Origin of the sequence: Aeromonas sp. Y311-2 (assembly GCF_027706025.1) — a bacterium.
In the GTDB taxonomy this organism is placed as follows: domain Bacteria; phylum Pseudomonadota; class Gammaproteobacteria; order Enterobacterales; family Aeromonadaceae; genus Aeromonas; species Aeromonas veronii.
On sequence record NZ_JAPDCL010000001.1, the window covers coordinates 170,872 to 184,106 of the forward strand.

Sequence of the window (13,235 nt, forward strand, 5' to 3'; positions counted from 1 at the left end):
GTGATAAGGACCCCGCAAGATGCGTGGGAGTGTACTCCAACTTGTGTTAGCATCGAAAAACTAGATGAACTCCGAGCGGTTTTGCCTAAGTCCTAGCGATAGGGGGAAACCAGCCGTCAGCCGACGTTCGAGCTGTAAGGGTCAGGAAAGAAATGCCCTGGCCTCCCGTATTTGGAAAGGTGTTTATGTTGCCACTTGAAGATGGTTTTTCCCGTCGTTTTTACTATTTGCGTCTGTCGGTGACCGATGTGTGCAATTTCCGTTGCACCTATTGTTTGCCTGACGGTTATCGCCCCCCCGAAGGTCACAAAGCGGGGCGTCAACCCTTTCTCTCGATTGACGAGATCCGCCGCGTGGTCAGCGGTTTTGCAGCCATGGGCACCCGCAAGGTGCGCATCACGGGGGGCGAGCCATCCCTGCGCCGCGATTTCACCGAGATCGTCAAGGTGGTTGCCTCCACCCCGGGTATCGAGAAGGTCGCCATGACCACCAACGGCTATCGCCTCAAGGAGCGGGCTCAGGAGTGGTTTGATGCCGGACTCAACGCGCTGAATGTCAGTGTCGACAGTCTCGACCCGCGCCAGTTTCACCAGATCACCGGTGAGAACAAGCTGGCCGAGGTGATGGAGGGGATCGAAGCAGCACTGGCCGCCGGTTTCAAATCGGTGAAGATCAATGCTGTGCTGCTCAAGGGGCTCAACGACTACCAGCTCGATGCCTTTCTGGGCTGGATCAGACACAAGCCCATCGAGCTGCGCTTTATCGAGCTGATGCAGACCGGCGAGATGGATACCCTGTTTCGTGACCACCATGTCAGCGGCGAACAGATCAAACAGCGCTTGCTGGAGAGCGGCTGGGTGCAGCAGTTGCGGGGCACGGATGACGGTCCGGCGCAGGTCTTTATGCACCCCGATTCGCAAGGTGGGGTGGGGCTCATCATGCCCTATAGCAAGGATTTCTGTGCCGGTTGCAACCGGCTGCGGGTCTCCTCGCTGGGGAAGCTGCATCTTTGCCTGTTTGGCGACAACGGCATTGACCTGCGGGATCTGCTCGGCGCAGATGCACAATCTGATGAGCTGCAACAGCGCATTCGCGCGGCACTGGCGGGCAAGAGTGCCACCCATCGTCTCCATGAGGGCAATGCCGGCATCACCCCTCATCTCGCCTCGATCGGCGGATAACCGCAAAAAATCGCCAACGATTAAATAGCAATCCTCACATGGAGGTATTTTAACCGATACCTCCATTTTTATTGCGCTGCAAGGCTTTGATCTGGCGCAAGAATCCCCCCTGTTTATCTCCCTGGTGGTATATCCCTTACCTTGTCAGGGCCGCAATATACACCCACTCTTATAATTGGTATCAAGAATGCCAATCATGGACTCGCACTGTCCCCTTTTTCACCAGAACAGGAGTCAACATGCCGGATGAGATCGATCTTGCCCGCCGCGGCCTGTTCCGGGGGCGGCTGAGAACCGCCGAACCGCCGGTGCAGTTGCCCTGGTCAGTCAACTGGTCGGCATTTGTCGCCGACTGCACCCGCTGCGGGGAGTGTCTGGCGGCCTGTCCGGAGCAGATCCTGGTGAATGGCGAGGGCGGTTTTCCGGTGGTCGATTTCCAGCGTGGCGAATGCACCTTCTGCACCGAGTGCGTCACGGTCTGCAAGGCGCCTGTGTTTCGCCCGACCAGCGAGTCCCCCTGGCACTACAAGGCCCATATCGAGGCCAACTGTCTGGCCAATGGTCAGGTGTTCTGCCAGCGCTGTCAGGACAGCTGTGAGCCCAATGCCATTCGTTTTATTCCGGTGCTGGGGCGTGTGCCCACCCCGACGGTCGAGCCGGATCGCTGTAATGGCTGCGGCGCCTGTGTGCAGGATTGTCCAGTTGGCAGCATCAAGGTCGACGGGCGAGCCGCCCCATCCGGTGGTGCGAGTCAGCCCCCCCTCAAGCAGGAGTCAGAATGAGTCAGAAGCCGTGTGACACAGAAGCCACAATGGATCAGGAGTTCCATGTATCGAGTCTGGTGGTGCTGACTCAGCCCCCTTTGCGCCATCAGCTCGCCGAGCAGATTGGCGCCCTTGAAGGGGCCGAGATCCACGCCGTCAGTGACGAGGGCAAGCTGGTCGTGACCCTGGAAGGTCCGAGCCAGCGGCCGATCATGGCGGCCATTGATGCGATACAGGCGATGCCGGGTGTGCTCTCTGCCGCCCTGATTTACCACCAGTTCGATGAACTGGGCGGTCACTGAAAAGAGTGATGGGATGCCGGGCATGCCCTCTGCCGCTGATGGCTGGCTCCCGTTCGACAGATTCGACAACTATTACGCGATAAGCAATGTGAGGATATGCCATGAAGCTGAGTCGACGCGACTTTATGAAGGCCAACGCGGTGGCAGCTGCCGCTGCCGTGGCCGGTGTCAGTGCCCCCACGCTGGCAGCCAATCTCATCACCAGTACCGACAAGACTGCCATCCATTGGGATAAGGCTCCCTGCCGCTTCTGCGGTACCGGCTGCTCCGTGCTGGTGGGCTCTCAGGATGGGCGGGTCGTGGCGACTCAGGGCGACCCTGATGCACCGGTCAACCGTGGCCTCAACTGCATCAAGGGCTACTTCCTCTCCAAGATCATGTACGGCCAGGATCGCCTGACCCAGCCGATGCTGCGGATGAAGAACGGCCAGTTCGACAAGGATGGCGACTTTGCCCCCATCAGCTGGGATCAGGCGTTCGACATCATGGCCGAGAAGTTCAAGGCGACCCTGAAAGAGAAGGGGCCGACCGCCGTCGGCATGTTCGGCTCCGGCCAGTGGACCGTCTGGGAAGGCTATGCCGCCGCCAAGCTGATGAAGGCCGGTTTCCGCTCCAACAACATTGACCCCAACGCTCGTCACTGCATGGCCTCTGCGGTCGTTGGCTTCATGCGTACCTTCGGTATGGACGAACCGATGGGTTGCTACGACGATATCGAGCAGGCCGATGCATTCGTGCTGTGGGGCTCCAACATGGCCGAGATGCACCCCATCCTCTGGTCGCGGATGTCCGATCGCCGTCTCTCCAACCCGGATGTGCAGGTGCACGTGCTCTCGACCTTCGAGCACCGCAGCTTCGAGCTGGCGGACAACGGCATGGTGTTCACCCCGCAGACCGATCTGGCGATCCTCAACTATGTCGCCAACTACATCATCCAGAATGACAAGGTGAACTGGGACTTCGTCAACAAGCACACCGTGTTCAAGAAGGGGGCCACCGACATCGGTTATGGCCTGCGCCCGACCGATCCGCTGCAGCAGAAAGCGAAGAACCCGGACAGCGGCGATGCCACTCCGATGACCTTCGAGGAGTTTGCCAAGTTCGTGGCGGATTACGATGTGGAGTCGGTCTCCAAGCTCTCCGGCGTCTCCAAAGAGAAGCTGGAAAAGCTGGCCAAGCTCTATGCCGACCCGAGCAAGAAGGTGGTCTCCTACTGGACCATGGGTTTCAACCAGCATACCCGTGGCGTCTGGGCCAACAACCTCTGCTACAACATCCACCTGCTGACCGGCAAGATCTCCGAGCCGGGTAATGGTCCTTTCTCACTGACCGGCCAGCCCTCTGCCTGTGGCACCGCGCGTGAAGTGGGTACCTTTGCCCACCGTCTGCCCGCCGACATGGTGGTGACCGAGCCCAAGCACCGCGCCATTGCCGAGAAGATCTGGAAACTGCCAGAAGGGACCATTCCCGACAAGGTGGGTTTCCACGCCGTGCTGCAGGATCGCATGCTCAAAGATGGCAAGCTCAACGCCTACTGGGTGATGTGCAACAACAACATGCAGGCTGGCCCCAACATGAATACCGATCGCCTGCCTGGCTATCGCGATCCGCGCAACTTCATCGTGGTCTCTGACCCGTACCCGACCGTCACTGCCCAGGCCGCTGACCTCATTCTGCCTACCGCCATGTGGGTGGAGAAAGAGGGGGCCTACGGCAACGCCGAGCGCCGCACCCAGTTCTGGCACCAGCAGGTGAAAGCGCCGGAAGGGGCCAAGTCCGACTTGTGGCAGCTGATGGAGTTCTCCAAGCGCTTCAAGGTTGAGGATGTGTGGCCGGCTGAGCTGATTGCCAAGATGCCGGAAGTGAAGGGCAAAACCCTGTTCGACGTGCTCTATGCCAACGGTCAGGTCAACCAGTTCCCGAAAGAGCAGAGCAAAGGTCTGCTGAACGACGAGGCCGAGCACTTCGGGTTCTACGTCCAGAAAGGGTTGTTCGAAGAGTACGCCACCTTCGGTCGTGGCCACGGTCACGATCTGGCGCCGTTCGATCAGTACCACGAAGCCCGTGGTCTGCGCTGGCCTGTGGTAGATGGCAAAGAGACCCTGTGGCGCTATCGTGAAGGGTTCGACCCCTATGTGAAAGCGGGCGAGGGGGTACGTTTTTATGGCAAGCCCGATGGCAAGGCGGTCATCTTCGCCCTGCCGTTCGAGCCCGCCGCCGAGTCGCCGGATAAAGAGTACGATCTGTGGCTCTCCACCGGTCGCGTGCTGGAACACTGGCACACCGGCACCATGACCCGTCGGGTGCCCGAACTCTATCGCGCCTTCCCGGATGCGGTGCTCTTCATGCACCCGGACGATGCCAAGGCTCGCGGCGTGCGCCGTGGTGAAGAGGTGATCGTCTCCTCCCGCCGTGGCGAGGTGAAGACCCGTGTCGAGACCCGTGGTCGCAACCGTCCGCCGAAAGGACTGGTCTTCATGCCCTTCTTTGATGCCAGCCAGCTGGTCAACAAGCTGACCCTGGACGCCACCGATCCGCTCTCGAAAGAGACCGATTACAAGAAGTGCGCCGTCAAGGTGATGAAGGCTTAAGGCGGGGGAGTGCGAGATGAGTCGTAGTCGTCGCCAGTTTCTGGCCGACATGGCCAAGGGGGCCTGCGGTGTGGGCCTGCTTGGCGTGGGGCTCGGCGGCATGGCACGCCAGCAGGCACAAGCTGTGCCTGCCCAGGCGCTGCGTCCGCCTGCCGCCCTCGATGAAACAGAGTTCCTCAGCGCCTGCGTGCGTTGCGGGCTCTGCGTCGAGGCGTGCCCCTACGACACCCTCAAGCTCGCCCGGCTGTTTGACCCTGTGACCACTGGCACCCCCTATTTCAAGGCGCGTGCCGTGCCCTGCGAGATGTGTGATGACATCCCTTGTGTGGTGGCCTGTCCGAGCGGGGCGCTGGATCAGCAGATGACCGACATCGATCAGGCCCGGATGGGGGTGGCTGTGCTCATCGATCACGAGACCTGCCTCAACTATCTGGGGCTGCGCTGCGATGTCTGTTATCGGGTCTGCCCGCTGATTGACAAGGCGATCACTCTTGAGCTGCAGCATAACCAGCGTACCGGCAAACACGCCATGTTCCTGCCCACGGTACACAGCGATGTCTGTACCGGCTGTGGCAAGTGCGAGCATGCCTGCGTGCTGGAGGAAGCGGCCATCAAGGTGGTGCCACGCCAGCTCGCCAAAGGTGAGCTGGGTCATCACTACCGGCTCGGCTGGGAAGAGAAGGCCAAGGCGGGGAACAAGTCGCTCATCGGCGACAGACTCACCCTGCCCACCCGCAAACCGGAGGGGTTATGAGTCGTTATCCGGGGGAAGAGGCTAGCATCAAGCTGGGGTGGTGGCGTTCCCACCGCTTCCTGCTGCTGCGTCGGCTGAGTCAGTTCAGCGTGCTCGGGCTGTTTTTGCTGGGGCCGCTGGCGGGCATCTGGATCCTCAAGGGCAACCTCTCCAGCTCGCTGTTGCTGGAGACGGTGCCGCTGACCGATCCCCTCACGCTGTTGCAGTCGCTGGCGGCGGGTCACTGGCCCATCACCACTCTCTGGCTGGGGGCTGCCATTGTGCTGGCCGGTTACTGGCTGGTCGGGGGGAGGGTGTTCTGCTCCTGGGTCTGTCCGGTCAACCTCATCACGGATGCTGCAGCCTGGCTCAGGGTGCGCCTTGGCCTCAAGGGCAATGGCCAGTTCAGCCGTGCGACCCGCTACTGGCTGTTGGCCATGGTGCTGGTGGTGCCTGCTGTGGTCGGCGTGATGGTGTGGGAGCTGGTCAATCCGGTGTCACTCGCCATGCGCGGCCTGCTGTTTGGCATGGGGGCTGGCTGGGCCCTGCTTGCAGCGCTATTCCTGTTCGATCTCTTCGTGGTTGAGCGGGGTTGGTGCGGTCATCTCTGTCCGGTGGGGGCCTTCTATGCCCTGGTCAACCGGGTCGGATTTATCAAGATTTCTGCCAAGGGGCGCGAGCGGTGCAACAACTGCATGGATTGTTATGCGGTCTGCCCGGAACGTCCCATCCTGCGCGGACCTGTTCATGGTGCCAAGCGCGGTCACGGGCCCTTGATTGCGGCTCAGGAGTGTACCAACTGTGGCCGCTGCATCGATGTCTGCGCGGAACAAGTTTTTGAAATCACTGTAGGTTTTGCCGTCAAGGCAGAAAAAACGTCGGAGAACAAATAATGAAAAAGCTGATTGGAGCAATGCTGGCCTGCCTGATGGCGGGATCCTTGATGGCAGCGGCACCCGAGATCACCAACAGTACCGGTGGCCTCAAGTCCGAGCGTGGCGCCACCGATCTGGTGACCGATGCCACCGCCGCGCCCCTGAAAAACTTCCGCAAGGATGGCGCGCCCTACGATCGCCAGTACATGCATCAGCCGCCGCTGATCCCCCACGACATTCGCAACTATGAGGTGGATACCAAGGTCAACAAGTGCCTGGCTTGCCACAGCTTCAAGAATGCCAGCGCCATGAAGGCCCCCAAGATCAGTCCGACTCACTTCGAGACCCGTGACGGCCTGACCCTGGGTGAAGTGTCGCCGCGTCGCTACTTCTGCCTGCAGTGCCATGTACCGCAAGCGGATGCCAAGCCGCTGGTGGAAAATACCTTTAAACCGGTTGAAGCGCTGAACTGAGGAATCCATAGATGAAATTACCCGGCTTTATCCAGCGTCTGTGGACCACCTTCAAGTCACCGTCGAAGGCGGCTCTCTGGGTCATCTTGCTGATGGGCTTCTTTGGTGGCGTGATTTTCTGGGGTGGCTTCAACACCGCCATGGAAGCATCCAACACCGAGGCCTTCTGCACCAGCTGTCACGAGATGAAGGACAACGTGTTCGAGGAGTATCGCGATACCATCCACTACGCCAACCGCTCCGGTGTGCGGGCCAGCTGCCCGGATTGTCACGTACCGCACGAGTGGACCTACAAGATCATCCGCAAAGTGCAGGCTTCCAAGGAGCTGTGGGGCATGATCACCGGCAAGGTGGATACCCGCGAGAAGTTCGAGTCGCACCGACGCGAGATGGCGGAGCGGGAGTGGCAGCGGATGAAAGAGACTGATTCGCGCGAGTGCCGCAACTGCCACAACTTCGAGTACATGGACTTCTCCCTGCAGGGGCAGCGTGCCGCCAAGATGCATTCTACCAATCTGGCCAGTGGTGAAAGTACCTGCATCGACTGTCACAAGGGGATTGCTCACCAGCTGCCCGACATGACCGGGGTGAAAGGGTTCTGATCCTGCGACGACAGGCCGGGTTTGCCCGGCCTGCGTTTTGTTCATATATGGGACAAGCATCAGATTTGTGTGTCTTTTAAATCCCATATCTCGTGAAACCTTTGATAGAATCAGCCCGCCGTCACACGCTTGAGCAAGTTGGTCACCCCTGTCTGCGTCCGTTTTTGCGCCCTGACAGCTGGCCTCTCATACCCCTTCTCTTCCTGCCTCGTTGACGGCCCATAGCCACAAGGAGCTGCCCGATGGGACAGAAACACAACGCATTTATTCCCCTCAAGATCGCCGTGCTGACGGTCTCCGACAGCCGCACCGCCGCCGATGACAGCTCGGGCGACTATCTGGTCTCGGCCCTTACCGACGCGGGCCATCAGCTGGCCGATCGGGCGCTCTGCCCGGACAACCTGTTTCGCATCCGCGCGCGGGTGAGCGAGTGGATCGCCGATGAGGGGGTGCAGGTGGTACTGATTAACGGCGGTACCGGCTTCAACGAACAGAACCGGGTGCCGGAAGCGGTCGGTGTGCTGTTCGAGCGCACCGTACAGGGTTTTGGCGAGATGTTCCGTCAACTCTCCTTTGCCGAGATTAAAGGCTCCGCCATGCAGAGCCGTGCGCTGGCGGGACTCGCCAATCGCACCCTGATCTGCTGTCTGCCCGGCTCCACCGGCGCCTGCCAGCTGGGTTGGGAGCAACTGATCCGCGATCAGCTCGATGCCCGCACCAAGCCGTGCAACTTTGTCTCCCACCTCTGAGAGCAAACGATGAACCAGACCGATCCCAAGCAGACCCAGCCCAACCTGACGCATCTGAACCAGAGCGGCGAAGCCCATATGGTGGATGTGACCGACAAGCAGGTGACCGAGCGCGAAGCCCGCGCCGAGGCGTTTGTTGCCATGGCCCCCGAGACGCTGGCGCTGATCCTGAGCGGCCAGCACCACAAGGGTGACGTGTTCGCCACCGCCCGCATCGCCGGCATCATGGCCGCCAAGAAGACCGCGGATCTCATCCCCCTCTGCCATCCGCTGGCCTTGACCAAAGTCGAGGTGGAGATAGTGCCGCTGGCCGAGCAGAACCGGGTGCATATCCGCACCCTCTGCAAGCTCTCCGGCAAGACCGGGGTAGAGATGGAGGCGCTGACGGCGGCATCGGTGGCGGCGCTGACCATCTACGACATGTGCAAGGCTGTGCAAAAAGACATGGTGATCGAACAGGTTCGTCTGGTAGAGAAAAAAGGCGGCAAGTCCGGCCATTTTCAGTTGGGGTCAAATAGTGGGGAGCAAGCATGATCAAGGTACTCTTTTTTGCGCAAGTAAGAGAGCTGGTGGCCTGCGACGAGCTGAACCTGCCCTGCGACTACGCCACCGCCGAACAACTGCGCGCGGCGCTCTGTGAGCGCGGCGACAAGTGGGCACTCGCCCTCGAGTCGGGCAAACTGCTGGTGGCGGTCAACCAGACCCTGGTGCCCCTCGATACCCCCATCAATGATGGCGATGAGGTGGCCTTCTTCCCACCGGTGACCGGAGGTTAAGGATGAGCGAGATAATGACCGTGGATCGCACCACTGAGCTGTGCGGTGGTGACGAAGTGGCCTTCTTCACTTTCTCTCCAGTAACGACCGGAGGCTGATGATGAGCGAGGCAACCATCACAGATCGCATTGTGGTGCAGCGGGAGGATTTCTCGCTGGCGGACGAATATGCCCGTCTCGCCACCCGCCCCGACAGTGGCGCAATCGTCACCTTCGTTGGCAAGGTTCGCGACTTCAATCAGGGGGAGGAGGTGAAGGGGTTGGCCCTCGAGCACTACCCCGGCATGACCGAGAAGGCGCTGGCCGATATCGTGCAGGAGGCCCGCCGCCGCTGGTCGCTGCAGGAGTGTACCCTCATTCATCGTATCGGCGAGTTGTGGCTTGGCGATCAGATCGTGCTGGTGGCGGTGAGCAGTGCCCACCGCGACGCCGCCTTTGACGCCTGTCACTTCATCATGGATTTCTTGAAAACCCGGGCGCCGTTCTGGAAAAAAGAGCTGACCGCCGAGGGTGTGCAACGCTGGGTCGAGGCCAAGGAGAGCGACAACGCCGCCGCTGCCCGCTGGCAAGCCTGACCTGTTCATCACGAGGGGCGCAGGTTCAACGGGAACCACGGCCCCGCAAGGGGCGCGGATGTGCAGGCCCCATCAGGAGAAAGGGAATGAAACCGCTGTTATCTGTTGTCATCGCCGGCATCTGCGCCACCTTGCATACCGGTGCCGTTCAGGCCGATGAAGTGAAAGTGGCCGTGGCGGCCAACTTCAAGGGCACTATCGAGCGTATCGGCAAAGAGTTCACCGCCAAGACAGGCCACACCCTGGCCATCTCGTCTGCCGCCACCGGGGTGCTCTACACCCAGATCAGTCACGGCGCACCGTTCGATCTCTTCCTCTCCGCCGATGCGGCGACCCCCGAGAAGCTGGAAAAAGAGGGCAAGGGGATCGATCGCTTCACCTACGCCATCGGCCAGCTGGGGCTGTGGAAGAAGGGGGGGCCGGCCCCTGACGAGGCGACCCTGCGTAGCTGGAAAGGCAATCTCGCCATCGCCAATCCCCGCACCGCACCCTATGGTGCTGCCGCCATGGCGACCCTCACCCATCTCAAGATCGATCCCAAGCAGTACCGGTTGCTGACCGGTGCCAACATCGGCCAGACCTGGCAATTTGTCGACACCGGCAATGCCGAGCTGGGCTTTGTCGCCTGGGCCAATCTGGTGGAAGCGGGCAAGACTGGTGAAGCCTGGGCAGTGCCTGCGGGCTTCTATCCCCCCATCGAGCAGCAGGGGCTGGTATTGAAAAAAGGCGCCGCGGTCGAGGCGCTGGTGGCCTGGCTCAAGGGGCCGGGTCAGGCACAGATCAAGGCAGCTGGTTATGCCTTGCCCCAATAAGGGGATGGGCCTGATGCGATACCCTGAGTGGTCGGCCTTCGGGTCGGCCACTCTTTGCAATAAGGATGGATACCATGCCGTTGGAGGCATTTATCAACCGGGAGGTCGGCAATGAGTGAAGGGGATCTGCTGGCGGTCTGGCTCACCCTGAAGCTTGCGGCCTGCACCACAGCGATTTTGCTGTTGCTGGCACCGCCGCTGGCCTGGTGGCTGTCGCGCAGTCAGAACCGGCTGCGGCCACTGGTTGAGGCGCTGGTGGCGCTACCGCTGGTGCTCCCCCCCACTGTGCTGGGTTTTTATCTGCTGCTCGCCTTCTCCCCCGAATATGGTTTCGGCGCCTGGTGGCGCGACACCTTTGGTGCCCCGCTCGCCTTCAGTTTTCTCGGCCTGCTGTTTGCCTCCATCCTCTATTCGCTGCCGTTCGTGGTGCAGCCGCTCACCTCCGCCTTCGTCAACATGGGCAACAAGGAGCTGGAAGCTGCCGCTACTTTGGGGCTCGGCCCGCTGGAACGCTTCTTCCACATCATCATGCCGATGACCCTGCCGAGCTTTGTGATGGCGGCGGCGCTGGGCTTTGCCCATACCCTGGGGGAGTTTGGCGTGGTGTTGATGATTGGCGGCAATATCCCCGGCGAAACCCAGGTGCTTTCCATCGCCCTGTTTGATCATGTGGAGGCGATGGACTACCAGAACGCCCATATTCTGGCGGGCGGCCTGATGGCCTTCTCGCTGGTGATGCTGGTTCTGGTCTACGGCGTGCTGCAGCGCAGACAGCGGAGAGTGTTTGGATGAAACAGCCCGCCACTATGCCGCCTGTGAACGTGCCGCACCGCCATGCCCTGAACCTCCATGCCCGGCGCGAGTTTGGCCCCTTTACCCTCGACTGCGCACTGACCCTCGAACTGGGTGGGATCCTCGGACTGTTTGGCCCCTCGGGCTGCGGCAAGAGCACCCTGCTGCGTATCATCGCCGGGCTCGATCGCCAACAAGGGGATCGCTTATGGTGGCGCGAGCGGGAGTGCGCCGCTCTGCTGCCCGAAGTGCGCCGGATCGGACTGGTGTTTCAGGACTCGCGCCTCTTCCCCCATCTGACGGTGCTCGGCAATCTGCAACTGGCGGCCCGCAAGGGGCGAGGGCGCTGGCAGCCCGAAGCGCTGACGGCGCGGCTCGGTTTTGCCGATCTGCTGGAGCAGCCTGCCCATGCGCTTTCTGGCGGCCAACGCCAGCGGGTTGCGCTGGGGCGGGCGCTGCTGGCCGAGCCCGATCTGCTGCTGCTCGATGAGCCTTTCTCGGCGCTCGATCGGCGCAGCCGCATCCATCAGGCCCATGTGCTCAAGGGGTTGCAGCAGGAGAGCGGCATCCCGATGATCTTCGTCAGTCACGCCATGGAGGAGGTCAGCCTGCTCTGCGATCAGCTTGTGTTGCTGGAAAGTGGCAGGGTCGAGGCGCAAGGCAGGCCGAGCGAGATCTTCGCCCGCACCGATCTCTCGCTGGCCAGCCGTGACGATGCAGGGGTGATGCTGGATGCGACCTTGGCCCACTACGATGACGACGAACAGATGGCGACCCTGCAGCTCGGTGAGCAGCAGCTGCGGGTCACCATGACCCATGTGCCGGACGAGAGCGGCCCCTTGCAGATCAAGGTGGCGGGGCGGGATGTGGTGATCGCCACCGCCCCCATCGAGCACTCCAGTCTCTCCAACTGTCTCGTCACCCGTCTGCTGTCTGTGCGCGAGGTGCGCCCCGGCCAGACCCTGTTGCAGTTGGCGCTGGGTGAGCAGATACTGCTGGCCCGGATCACCAGCCGCTCCGCCAGGCGGCTGGCGCTGGCGCCGGAGCAGCAGATCTACGCTTATATCAAGGCGGTGAGTCTGGTCAGCGAAGGCTGATTGGGCGCCGTGCTGATAACGTGGCAGGATGGCCACGGGCAACATAACAACGAGAGATGGTTCAGGTGATGAGTCGAGAGGCAATACACTGATGCGCCGCAATCAGGTGATGAAATTCAACGGTCTTGCCCTGCGCAGTGCGGGGGAGGGCCCCTTGTTGTTGCTGCTGCACGGGCTGGGCTCCTCGAGCCTCGACTGGCAGGCGCAGATCGAACGGTTTTCCGAGCACTACCGGGTGGTGGCGCTGGACTTGCGCGGCCACGGCCAGAGCATGCAGGAGGGGCCGTTCGATGTGGCGACCCTGGCAGCCGATGTGGTGAACTGGCTCGATGCACAGCCAGAACCCGCCTGGGTGGTGGGATTGTCGCTGGGGGCCATGGTCGCGCTGGAGCTGGCGCTGCAACTGCCCCACAAGGTGCAGGGGCTGGTGCTGGTCAACGGTTTTAGCGAGTTTCTGCTGGAGACCCCCAAAGAGCAGGAGCGTTACGCCCAGCGCCTCAAGTGGCTGCGCTGGTTTGGCATGCGCCCGCTCGCCTGGTGGCTGGGACGCGAGCTCTTCCCGGGCCCGGATCTGGCACAGGTGCGCCACACCTTCCGACTGCGTTTCGTGCGCAATAAAAAGAAAACTTACAAGGCGCTGCTGGAGGCACTACCCGGCTGGTCGGTACGCGCCCGGCTCGGCTCCATCTGGCAGCCGGTGGCCATCATCTCCACCAGTCACGACTACCTGCCGCTGGCCAAACGGGTAGAGCAGTTTGCCGCCCTGCCCAACGCCACCATCCACACCCCCAACGGCCACCACGCCTGGCCCGCGGAAGACCCCTCGGGCTTTAATCACCTGTTGCAACGGATCCTCACGACCCATTAAAGAAGGGGTTGTTAGGTGCAGATACCAAAAAGCCGAACCACAGGGT

At 61.3% G+C, this 13,235-nt stretch carries 16 protein-coding genes and 1 riboswitch; all 16 genes read left to right on the plus strand.

Annotated elements, in window-relative coordinates; translation table 11 throughout:
• The first annotated feature begins 57 nt into the window (after positions 1–57).
• Positions 58–198, plus strand: a riboswitch (molybdenum cofactor riboswitch).
• The 16 genes from moaA to OKC42_RS00840 all read left to right on the plus strand — a co-directional run bounded on the left by moaA (position 186) and on the right by OKC42_RS00840 (position 13,189).
• Positions 186–1,181: a GTP 3',8-cyclase MoaA gene (gene moaA, locus OKC42_RS00765; RefSeq protein WP_270818925.1), complete on the plus strand. Its 996-nt coding sequence runs from the start codon at positions 186–188 to the stop codon at positions 1,179–1,181. It overlaps the preceding riboswitch by 13 nt.
• Positions 1,182–1,420: 239 nt before the next feature.
• Positions 1,421–1,963, plus strand: a complete 543-nt coding sequence (gene napF / locus OKC42_RS00770) for a ferredoxin-type protein NapF (protein ID WP_270818926.1) — start codon at positions 1,421–1,423, stop codon at positions 1,961–1,963.
• A 29-nt stretch (positions 1,964–1,992) separates the two neighbouring features.
• Positions 1,993–2,247, plus strand: a complete 255-nt coding sequence (locus tag OKC42_RS00775; protein ID WP_031227438.1) for a chaperone NapD — start codon at positions 1,993–1,995, stop codon at positions 2,245–2,247.
• Positions 2,248–2,348: 101 nt separating this feature from the next.
• A complete protein-coding gene (gene napA / locus OKC42_RS00780; RefSeq protein WP_270818928.1) occupies positions 2,349–4,838 on the plus strand; it encodes a nitrate reductase catalytic subunit NapA in 2,490 nt (829 codons plus the stop codon).
• A 16-nt stretch (positions 4,839–4,854) separates the two neighbouring features.
• The gene (gene napG / locus OKC42_RS00785) at positions 4,855–5,592 is read left to right on the plus strand and encodes a ferredoxin-type protein NapG (RefSeq protein WP_064340968.1); all 738 of its coding nucleotides are present in this window, start codon (positions 4,855–4,857) and stop codon (positions 5,590–5,592) included.
• Complete coding sequence (gene napH, locus OKC42_RS00790) at positions 5,589–6,464, plus strand: quinol dehydrogenase ferredoxin subunit NapH (protein WP_216951734.1); 876 nt, start codon at positions 5,589–5,591, stop codon at positions 6,462–6,464. Before napG ends, napH begins: the two co-directional genes overlap by 4 nt.
• A complete protein-coding gene (locus tag OKC42_RS00795; RefSeq protein ID WP_005334452.1) occupies positions 6,464–6,919 on the plus strand; it encodes a nitrate reductase cytochrome c-type subunit in 456 nt (151 codons plus the stop codon). The genes napH and OKC42_RS00795 overlap by 1 nt, the downstream gene beginning before the upstream one ends.
• A gap of 11 nt (positions 6,920–6,930) precedes the next feature.
• Entirely contained in the window at positions 6,931–7,521 is a 591-nt protein-coding gene (locus tag OKC42_RS00800; protein ID WP_005353459.1) for a cytochrome c3 family protein, read from the plus strand.
• A gap of 242 nt (positions 7,522–7,763) precedes the next feature.
• Positions 7,764–8,270 carry a molybdenum cofactor biosynthesis protein B gene (gene moaB, locus OKC42_RS00805; protein ID WP_005344126.1) on the plus strand — a complete coding sequence of 169 codons (507 nt, stop codon included), beginning with the start codon at positions 7,764–7,766 and terminating at the stop codon, positions 8,268–8,270.
• A gap of 9 nt (positions 8,271–8,279) precedes the next feature.
• Complete coding sequence (moaC, locus tag OKC42_RS00810; RefSeq protein ID WP_139463724.1) at positions 8,280–8,804, plus strand: cyclic pyranopterin monophosphate synthase MoaC; 525 nt, start codon at positions 8,280–8,282, stop codon at positions 8,802–8,804.
• Positions 8,801–9,046 (plus strand): molybdopterin synthase sulfur carrier subunit, encoded by a 246-nt coding sequence (gene moaD, locus OKC42_RS00815; protein WP_123172677.1) that lies wholly within the window; start codon positions 8,801–8,803, stop codon positions 9,044–9,046. Before moaC ends, moaD begins: the two co-directional genes overlap by 4 nt.
• 100 nt (positions 9,047–9,146) lie before the next feature.
• A complete protein-coding gene (moaE, locus tag OKC42_RS00820) occupies positions 9,147–9,620 on the plus strand; it encodes a molybdopterin synthase catalytic subunit MoaE (RefSeq protein WP_047438511.1) in 474 nt (157 codons plus the stop codon).
• Between the two features lie 86 nt (positions 9,621–9,706).
• Entirely contained in the window at positions 9,707–10,432 is a 726-nt protein-coding gene (gene modA / locus OKC42_RS00825) for a molybdate ABC transporter substrate-binding protein (protein ID WP_270818933.1), read from the plus strand.
• A 111-nt stretch (positions 10,433–10,543) separates the two neighbouring features.
• A complete protein-coding gene (modB, locus tag OKC42_RS00830) occupies positions 10,544–11,224 on the plus strand; it encodes a molybdate ABC transporter permease subunit (RefSeq protein ID WP_270818934.1) in 681 nt (226 codons plus the stop codon).
• Complete coding sequence (gene modC / locus OKC42_RS00835) at positions 11,221–12,321, plus strand: molybdenum ABC transporter ATP-binding protein (RefSeq protein ID WP_270818935.1); 1,101 nt, start codon at positions 11,221–11,223, stop codon at positions 12,319–12,321. Before modB ends, modC begins: the two co-directional genes overlap by 4 nt.
• Before the next feature lie 91 nt (positions 12,322–12,412).
• Positions 12,413–13,189, plus strand: coding sequence for an alpha/beta fold hydrolase (locus tag OKC42_RS00840; RefSeq protein ID WP_270818937.1), 777 nt, complete (start codon positions 12,413–12,415; stop codon positions 13,187–13,189).
• Positions 13,190–13,235: the final 46 nt, after the last annotated feature.

Excerpts from the sequence above, each read along its gene's own strand:
- OKC42_RS00800 (WP_005353459.1), top strand. The coding sequence starts at position 6,931 with ATGAAATTACCCGGCTTTATCCAGCGTCTGTGGACCACCTTCAAGTCA.
- moaC (WP_139463724.1), top strand. The coding sequence starts at position 8,280 with ATGAACCAGACCGATCCCAAGCAGACCCAGCCCAACCTGACGCATCTG.
- OKC42_RS00795 (WP_005334452.1), top strand. The coding sequence starts at position 6,464 with ATGAAAAAGCTGATTGGAGCAATGCTGGCCTGCCTGATGGCGGGATCC.
- napA (WP_270818928.1), top strand. The coding sequence starts at position 2,349 with ATGAAGCTGAGTCGACGCGACTTTATGAAGGCCAACGCGGTGGCAGCT.
- moaA (WP_270818925.1), top strand. The coding sequence starts at position 186 with ATGTTGCCACTTGAAGATGGTTTTTCCCGTCGTTTTTACTATTTGCGT.
- modB (WP_270818934.1), top strand. The coding sequence starts at position 10,544 with ATGAGTGAAGGGGATCTGCTGGCGGTCTGGCTCACCCTGAAGCTTGCG.
- moaD (WP_123172677.1), top strand. The coding sequence starts at position 8,801 with ATGATCAAGGTACTCTTTTTTGCGCAAGTAAGAGAGCTGGTGGCCTGC.
- modC (WP_270818935.1), top strand. The coding sequence starts at position 11,221 with ATGAAACAGCCCGCCACTATGCCGCCTGTGAACGTGCCGCACCGCCAT.
- OKC42_RS00775 (WP_031227438.1), top strand. The coding sequence starts at position 1,993 with ATGGATCAGGAGTTCCATGTATCGAGTCTGGTGGTGCTGACTCAGCCC.
- moaB (WP_005344126.1), top strand. The coding sequence starts at position 7,764 with ATGGGACAGAAACACAACGCATTTATTCCCCTCAAGATCGCCGTGCTG.
- napH (WP_216951734.1), top strand. The coding sequence starts at position 5,589 with ATGAGTCGTTATCCGGGGGAAGAGGCTAGCATCAAGCTGGGGTGGTGG.
- napG (WP_064340968.1), top strand. The coding sequence starts at position 4,855 with ATGAGTCGTAGTCGTCGCCAGTTTCTGGCCGACATGGCCAAGGGGGCC.
- OKC42_RS00840 (WP_270818937.1), top strand. The coding sequence starts at position 12,413 with ATGCGCCGCAATCAGGTGATGAAATTCAACGGTCTTGCCCTGCGCAGT.
- moaE (WP_047438511.1), top strand. The coding sequence starts at position 9,147 with ATGAGCGAGGCAACCATCACAGATCGCATTGTGGTGCAGCGGGAGGAT.
- modA (WP_270818933.1), top strand. The coding sequence starts at position 9,707 with ATGAAACCGCTGTTATCTGTTGTCATCGCCGGCATCTGCGCCACCTTG.
- napF (WP_270818926.1), top strand. The coding sequence starts at position 1,421 with ATGCCGGATGAGATCGATCTTGCCCGCCGCGGCCTGTTCCGGGGGCGG.